The sequence below is a fragment of the Streptomyces canus 299MFChir4.1 genome, from assembly GCF_000383615.1.
Lineage (GTDB): Bacteria > Actinomycetota > Actinomycetes > Streptomycetales > Streptomycetaceae > Streptomyces > Streptomyces canus_C.
In genome coordinates, this window is record NZ_KB911662.1 from 1 (window position 1) to 6,428 (window position 6,428).

At 69.6% G+C, this 6,428-nt stretch carries 7 protein-coding genes and 2 pseudogenes; 4 read left to right on the forward strand and 5 right to left on the reverse strand.

Features of this window, described 5'->3' with window-relative positions; genetic code table 11:
- The 3 genes and pseudogenes from H293_RS61925 to H293_RS0147805 form a co-directional block, all read right to left on the reverse strand.
- A partial coding sequence (locus H293_RS61925) for a helix-turn-helix domain-containing protein (RefSeq protein ID WP_213083784.1) occupies positions 1–287 on the reverse strand: 287 nt, incomplete at its 3' end.
- 43 nt (positions 288–330) lie between these two features.
- Positions 331–678, reverse strand: a pseudogene (locus tag H293_RS56770) (transposase); the annotation flags it as partial.
- 179 nt (positions 679–857) lie between these two features.
- Positions 858–1,655, reverse strand: coding sequence for an SDR family oxidoreductase (locus H293_RS0147805; RefSeq protein WP_199790292.1), 798 nt, complete (start codon positions 1,653–1,655; stop codon positions 858–860).
- Positions 1,656–1,699: 44 nt separating this feature from the next.
- Between H293_RS0147805 and H293_RS52280 the strand changes: the two genes are divergently transcribed.
- Together H293_RS52280 and H293_RS62075 are read left to right on the forward strand one after the other, a co-directional pair.
- Positions 1,700–2,188 carry a MarR family winged helix-turn-helix transcriptional regulator gene (locus H293_RS52280; protein ID WP_020124839.1) on the forward strand — a complete coding sequence of 163 codons (489 nt, stop codon included), beginning with the start codon at positions 1,700–1,702 and terminating at the stop codon, positions 2,186–2,188.
- 208 nt (positions 2,189–2,396) lie between these two features.
- A pseudogene (locus H293_RS62075) lies at positions 2,397–2,531 on the forward strand (IS982 family transposase); the annotation flags it as partial.
- A 52-nt stretch (positions 2,532–2,583) separates the two neighbouring features.
- On the opposite strand, the gene H293_RS0147820 reads toward H293_RS62075, so the two are convergent.
- Positions 2,584–3,150, reverse strand: coding sequence for a TetR-like C-terminal domain-containing protein (locus tag H293_RS0147820; RefSeq protein WP_020124841.1), 567 nt, complete (start codon positions 3,148–3,150; stop codon positions 2,584–2,586).
- A gap of 76 nt (positions 3,151–3,226) precedes the next feature.
- Between H293_RS0147820 and H293_RS0147825 the strand changes: the two genes are divergently transcribed.
- On the forward strand, positions 3,227–4,507 hold the full coding sequence (locus H293_RS0147825) for an MFS transporter (RefSeq protein WP_020124842.1): 1,281 nt from the start codon (positions 3,227–3,229) through the stop codon (positions 4,505–4,507).
- Here the strand turns inward: H293_RS0147825 and H293_RS61935 are convergent.
- Positions 4,411–5,286 (reverse strand): ketopantoate reductase C-terminal domain-containing protein, encoded by an 876-nt coding sequence (locus tag H293_RS61935; protein ID WP_397896531.1) that lies wholly within the window; start codon positions 5,284–5,286, stop codon positions 4,411–4,413. The genes H293_RS0147825 and H293_RS61935 overlap by 97 nt on opposite strands.
- Between H293_RS61935 and H293_RS52285 the strand changes: the two genes are divergently transcribed.
- A partial coding sequence (locus H293_RS52285) for an endo-1,4-beta-xylanase (RefSeq protein ID WP_020124843.1) occupies positions 5,220–6,428 on the forward strand: 1,209 nt, incomplete at its 3' end. The genes H293_RS61935 and H293_RS52285 overlap by 67 nt on opposite strands.

A 6,428-nucleotide genomic window follows, 5' to 3' on the forward strand; every position in this document is an offset into this window, starting at 1 on the left:
TAGACGGTGGAGCGGTGCTTGCCGATCTCCTCGGCGATCACCGCAGCCGTACGGCCGACACGCAGGCCCTCGGCGATCGCGATGCGGTCGTTCTGGGTGAGGTATCGGTCGTCGACGGGCCTGTCGGGCAAGAGCATGCGTCCAGCCTTGATGAACCACAGCGAGCCCGCACTGGTGGATACGCCCACTCGGCGGGCAGCGGCTGCCCCTTTCAGGCCATCTCTACGCAGCTCGAAGTACTCCTTCGGCACCGACAACGGCAGTCGGTTGGCTCCACCTCGCGGCATGGGTCCAAGTCCCTTCGGGTGTCGCAACCACGGATGGAAACCGCCCCCCTTTGAGGGCCCGGATATGCGAGCCGTCAACAGCGCAGTGTTCAAGGTCCAGCAGGTCGGCGCGGCGCAGCTCGGTCAGCAGGGCTGCGTGCAGGCGCGGCCAGACGCCAGCCGCGGTCCAGTCCCGCAAGCGGCGCCAGGCCGTCCCCCCGGAGCACCCGACCGCTTCGGCCGGGACATCGCGCCAGGCGACGCCGGTTCGCAGTACGTACATCACCCCCGCGAATGCCGCCCGGTCGGGAGCGCGCAGCCGCCCGGGGTGGTGGCGGCGGCGCTCAGGAGCGGGTGGCAGGAGCGGAACCACGCGCTCCCACAGGTCATCCGGAGCAAGATCAGCACGCACCCGGACACCTTGCCGACCAAGATCGCCAGGTGCAAGGCCTGCGGTTCAACTCATTCTGAAACGATCAGTAAGAACTCCTGACGAAATGGTGTAGGAGGGAGTTGGAGGCTGCGGCCCCGGGTGTGTGAGTGGCGCAGCCGATGCCGCGAGAAGCCGGTCACGGGCTGTGGGGTGGAGTGTCAGTCCTCTGCGCGACCGTCGGGCCGGTAAACGGGAACGCCGTAGCGGTCGGACATAGCCTCGAAAGTTCGCCGTTCGGTGGCGCGCTGCTCGGTGAAGTCGGGTGCAGCGGTCGGACCGAAGCCGACTTCCGAGTGGGAGCCGGCCAGTAGGGGGAAGACGGTGTCGCAGAATTCGTCCAGGTCGGCACCGTGTATCTGGCCAGGGCCGGCGAGTTCGGTGGCCACCGCCGGGGGCATGAGTTCCACCACTCGGACCGGGGTTGCCCTGAGGGAGTGGCGGAGGTTCACGGTGTAGCTGTGCAGTGCGGCTTTGGCCGCGCTGTAGAGCGGGGCGAACGGCTGTGGGATGAAGGCCCCGCCGGAGGTGACGTTGACCAGCGTGCTGGGACGACCGTGGGCCAGCATGTGTGGGACGAGCAACTGCCCGAGGTGGACCGGCGCGGCGAACAGGATGTCGATCTCGTTCTGTGCTTCGGCCCAGAGGGATCGGTCTGAGGCAATGCCCACCCGTCGCTGGATACCGGCGTTGTTGATCAGTACATCCAGCTCCGGCATGCTCTGCCGGACGTGATGGGCCAGGTGCTGCCGTCCTTCAGGGGTGGCGATGTCGTTGGTGAGGGTTTCGATGCCGGGCAGGCGTTCGGCCACCGCGGTGAGCCGGCCGGAGCTGCGGCCGGTGATCATGACGCGATGTCCGGCGGCGAGATGCCGTTCGGCCAAGCCGAGCCCGATGCCGGAGGCGCCGCCAGTGATGAGCACTGCACGCTTTTCTTGAGTTGCCATGTAAACCAGCATGGGCGGTTTATGTTTACATGGCAACTCAAGGGTAGGGTGGCACCATGACGCAGCCCCTCAACGACATCGAGATGACGCGGTGGACCGCCTGGAAGCGAGCGAATGAGGCGGTACTCGCCGCGGTCGCACGAGAGATCCACAGTGCGGCCGGGCTGTCCGCAGCCGACTTTGCCGTCCTCTCGCGCGTGGTCGAGAACGGCGATGGCAGCATGCCCCAGCAGGACCTCGGCGCCATGCTGAGCTGGAAACGCGCCCGCCTGTCGCGTCAGCTCTCCCGGATGGCCGAACGCGGACTCCTGCAGCGCGAAGACGGACAAGGCAGGCGCGTGCTGATCACCGCAACGGACGAAGGCCGAACCGCCCTCGCCGCGGCCCGCCCGGCTCATGCGCGGGCAGTCCGTCGCGCTCTGCTCGAGCACACCCTCACGCCGGGCTCCGATGACTTTTGGAATGTCATCCAGGAGATCTCCTCAACTCCTGAGGTGGCACCGCGGGCACCCGTCGCCGGGACTTCGGGCGCCGCCAACGGATGAGCGCGCATCCGAGGGTGCGGAAGGCTTGATGGATGTCGACGCGTATCGCCCAGCGGATCCGCAGGCGCCGGAACCAATGCAGCCGGAACCAATACAGATGGGCGAACTCGCCCTCGACGCCCCAGCGTTGGGTGCCCAGGCCGGAACCGTGCTCGGTACCGCGGCGGACGATCAGCGGCTTCACACCGAGGTCCCAGACCAGCACCACACACTGCACGGCCTGCCCGTCGCCTTCGCACTGACCTGAGCCAAGGTCAACGAACGCGAGACCCCGCTGGACCTGCTCGGCGATCAGAACTATGTCGGCCGCGAGTTCGAACAACCGCTGCCCCAGATGGGTGTTCCGCCGATGCATCTGCGTCCGACTTGCCGCGCCCCAGCCATCCGCGTGCGGCTCACGACGTCCGAAGCGTCGCCAGATACGTGGACACCAGGGTGCGGGCCCAGTCGGCGGAGGCGGGCTCAGGCGTGAAGACAGCGCGGTAGTAGAGCGGGCCGAGGAGGAAGTCCGCCGCGGTCTCGACGGCGAGTGCCTGGCCCCCGCGGTCCTGTTCGCGCTGGATGATCGCGCCGAGCTGACGGTGGCGGTCCTCGACGCAGGCGCAGCCGCCCGCCGGGCCGGAGCCGATGGTCGCCCGCATGAGGGCGAGCGTGTCCGGGTCGGCGACGTCCGTGGCCACGTCGGCGAGCCAGCGCTGGAGGTCGCCGTCGAGGGAGCCGGAGTCGGGGACGACCAGGTCGTCGGTGAAGCGGCTGGTGGCGACGTCGTTGAGGAGCTGGGCGGTGGACCCCCAGCGCCGGTACAGGGTGGTGGGGTGGACGCCGGCGCGTGCGGCCACGGCGGGGAGGGTCAGGGTCTCCGCTTCCTCCTCGGCGAGGAGTTCCGCGACGGCGCGGTGGACGGCCGCCCGCACCTTCGCGGAGCGGCCGCCGGGACGTACGTGGGTCGACGATTCAGCCATGGAGAAATTATCGCACTGATCGCTGCGTTAGTGGTAGCGTCCTAAACGCATCGATCACTGCTTTTGGAGTCGCGCCGTGTCCGGTCCCGCCCCGTCCCAGCTCCAGCCCTCCTCCCAGCCCACCGACCACGCGGCGCCACCGGAGGAGAGGCGACGACGGCTGAGCCGTCCCGTCGCCTTCGCCTCCCTCGCGGTCGTTTTCGTACTGTTCATGGCCGCCTCCAGCGCGCCCTCCCCCCTCTACGTCGTCTACCAGCAGGAGTGGCACTTCTCCGCCACCACCCTCACCACGGTGTTCGCCGTCTACGTGCTCGGCATGATCGGGGCACTGCTGGTACTCGGTGCCCTCTCCGACCACCTCGGCCGCCGCCCGGTCCTGCTCTCCGCCATCGCCCTCGAAGCCTTCTCGATGGTCCTGTTCCTCACCGCAGGCAACGTCGGCCTGCTCCTGACGGCACGCCTCATCCAGGGCATCGCCACCGGGGCCGCCATGACCACGATCGGCGCCGCCCTCTCCGACCTCAACCCCGTGCACGCCCCGCACCGGGCGGGACTCGTCACCGGCACCGCACCCACCTTCGGACTCGGACTGGGCTCCCTCGGGTCCGGCCTCCTCATCGAGTACGGCCCGCACCCCACCCGCCTCGTCTACGTGCTCCTGCTCACCGTCCTCGTGGTCGCGGGGGGCGTCCTGTCGGCCCTGCCCGAGACCTCGCTGCGCCGCCCCGGCGCCGCCCGCTCGCTCCAGCCCCGCCTGCGCATCGCCCCCCACCTGCGGGCCGACCTGCTGAGCCTGGTTCCGATCCTCATCGCCAGCTGGGCACTCGGGGGTCTCTACCTCTCCCTCGGCCCGTCTGTCGCCGTCGGCCTGTTCGGCCTCTCCAGCCACGTCGTCGGCGGACTCGTGGTCACCCTGCTCACCGGCCCCGCCTTCCTCACCGCTCTCGCCCTGCGCGGCTGGCCCGTCGGCCGGACCCTCGCCGTCAGCGCGACCCTGCTCCTGGCCGGCACGGCCGTCGCCCTGACCGGCGTGGAGGAACACTCCCTGACCACGGCCGCGCTCGGCACCGCGATCGCCGGCGTCGGCTTCGGCGGCTCCGCCCTCGCCAGCTTCGGCACCCTGGCCCGCATAGCCCGCCCCGCCGAACGCAGCGAACTGCTCTCCGTCGCCTTCGTCATCTCCTACCTGGCCTTCAGCATCCCGGCCGTGATCGCCGGCATCGCCGCCACCCATGCCGGCCTCAAGGACACGTTCGTCACCTACGCGGCGACGGTCGCCGCCCTCTGCGCCCTCGCCCTGCTCGCCCAGCGCCTGCGCGCCACCCGCACCGCCACCGCAGGCCTTCCCCAGGCGTAAGGAGAAGCACGAAAACCGGTCGCCGCGGCCCGCACGAGGCCGCGGCGACCGCAGTGCCCCGGACGCACGGCCCCAGCTGGGCCGCAAGGTCTTCGCCACGCGCTGGTCGTACACCCTGAGGCGAACCACGCGGCGTTCAGCGACGGAGCAGGCAGGTTCCGGCGCTCGGAGGCACGGGCCAGGGAGGCCGGGACGTGCTCGACCTCCGTGGGCCGCGCGTCCAGAACGTCTCGGTACATCGACGGGGCAAACAGCGCCCCTCTTGCGTCACGGTGGCCGCCTGCAGCGCGACGTAGGCGGCGTCGGACAGGGGATGGCTCCACTCCTTCGGCCTCGGCGGCAGCCCCGGCGAGGATCGTTGGGAAGCGGCTTTCAGGGTCAGCAGGACCAGGTCGTAGGGCGGGGTCTTTGCATGAATGTGGTCTGTCCGGATTCGTCGGGTGAGTCCGAGGGCTGGCAGGGGGGCGATGGCAGTCCCGGGCGGTGTGGCGGAGGGCGGCGGCGATGATGTCCCTGCCTCGTCTGCGGCGGCATCGACCTTGGCCTTCTGGTCGTCGTCGCTGCCGAAATTCCTCCCTGATCACGGCAACCTTTGTGTGCGTTGCGGCAACTGGCAGGCAACTGGGTCCCAGAGCAAGGCCCGCTGCGCAAGAAAGACAGGCCGTTGCCAGATCAGAACCGCTCTCATCGCCGCCGTCCGGCAATCCGCCGCGTGATCGCCGCCGCCGTGGTCCTCGCCGCCGCGGGTGCTGCCGTACCGCTGGTCGCCCTGGCCGCACGCACGCCGGAGGCCGACACGCCGACCACGGTCGCCGACGCGGCGGCCGGCAGCGGCCGCTACTTCGGCACGGCCGTGGCCGCGGGCAGGCTCGGCGACTCCACGTACTCCGCCATTCTCGACCGGGAATTCAAGATGATCACCCCGGAGAACGAGATGAAGTGGGACGCCATCGAACCCTCCCGCGGCTCGTTCAACTTCGCCGCCGCCGACTCGATCGTCAGCCACGCCTCCGCGCACGGCCAGCGGATGCGCGGCCACACCCTGGTCTGGCACTCCCAACTGCCCGGCTGGGTCAAGTCCATCACCGACGCCAACACCCTGCGCAGTGTGATGAACAACCACATCACCACCGAGATGACCCACTACAAGGGCAAGATCTACGCCTGGGACGTGGCCAACGAGGCGTTCGCCGACGGCGGCAGCGGTCAGCACCGCAGCTCGGTGTTCCAGGACGTCCTGGGCAACGGCTTCATCGAGGAGGCCTTCCGCACCGCCCGGAACGCCGACCCGTCCGCCAAGCTCTGCTACAACGACTACAACATCGAGAACTGGTCCGACGCCAAGACCCAGGGCGTCTACCGGATGGTCAAGGACTTCAAAGCACGCGGCGTACCCATCGACTGCGTCGGCTTCCAGAGCCACTTCGGCGCCGGCGGCCCGCCCGCCAGCTTCCGGACCACCCTGACCAACTTCGCCGCGCTCGGGGTCGACGTCCAGCTCACCGAGCTCGACATCGCCCAGGCGTCCGCCACCGCGTACACCAACGCCGTCCAGGACTGCCTCGACGTCGCACGCTGCACGGGCATCACGGTGTGGGGCATCCGCGACAGCGACTCCTGGCGCACCGGTGAGAACCCCCTGCTGTTCGACGCGGGCGGCAACAAGAAGCCCGCCTACAGCGCCGTGCTCACCGCCCTGGGCGGCAGCAGCGGCGGCGGCAGCGGTACGCAGGCCGGGGGCCTCACCTCGGGCACCGTCTACACCCTCTCCAACGCGGCCGCCGGACGCGTTCTCGACGAGCCCGCGGGACAGAACGGCAACGGCACCCCGCTCCAGGTGTGGGACGCCAGCGGCGCCTCCAACCAGCAGTGGAAGGTCGTACGGAACAGCGACGGCTCCTACACGCTCACCAACGTCGCC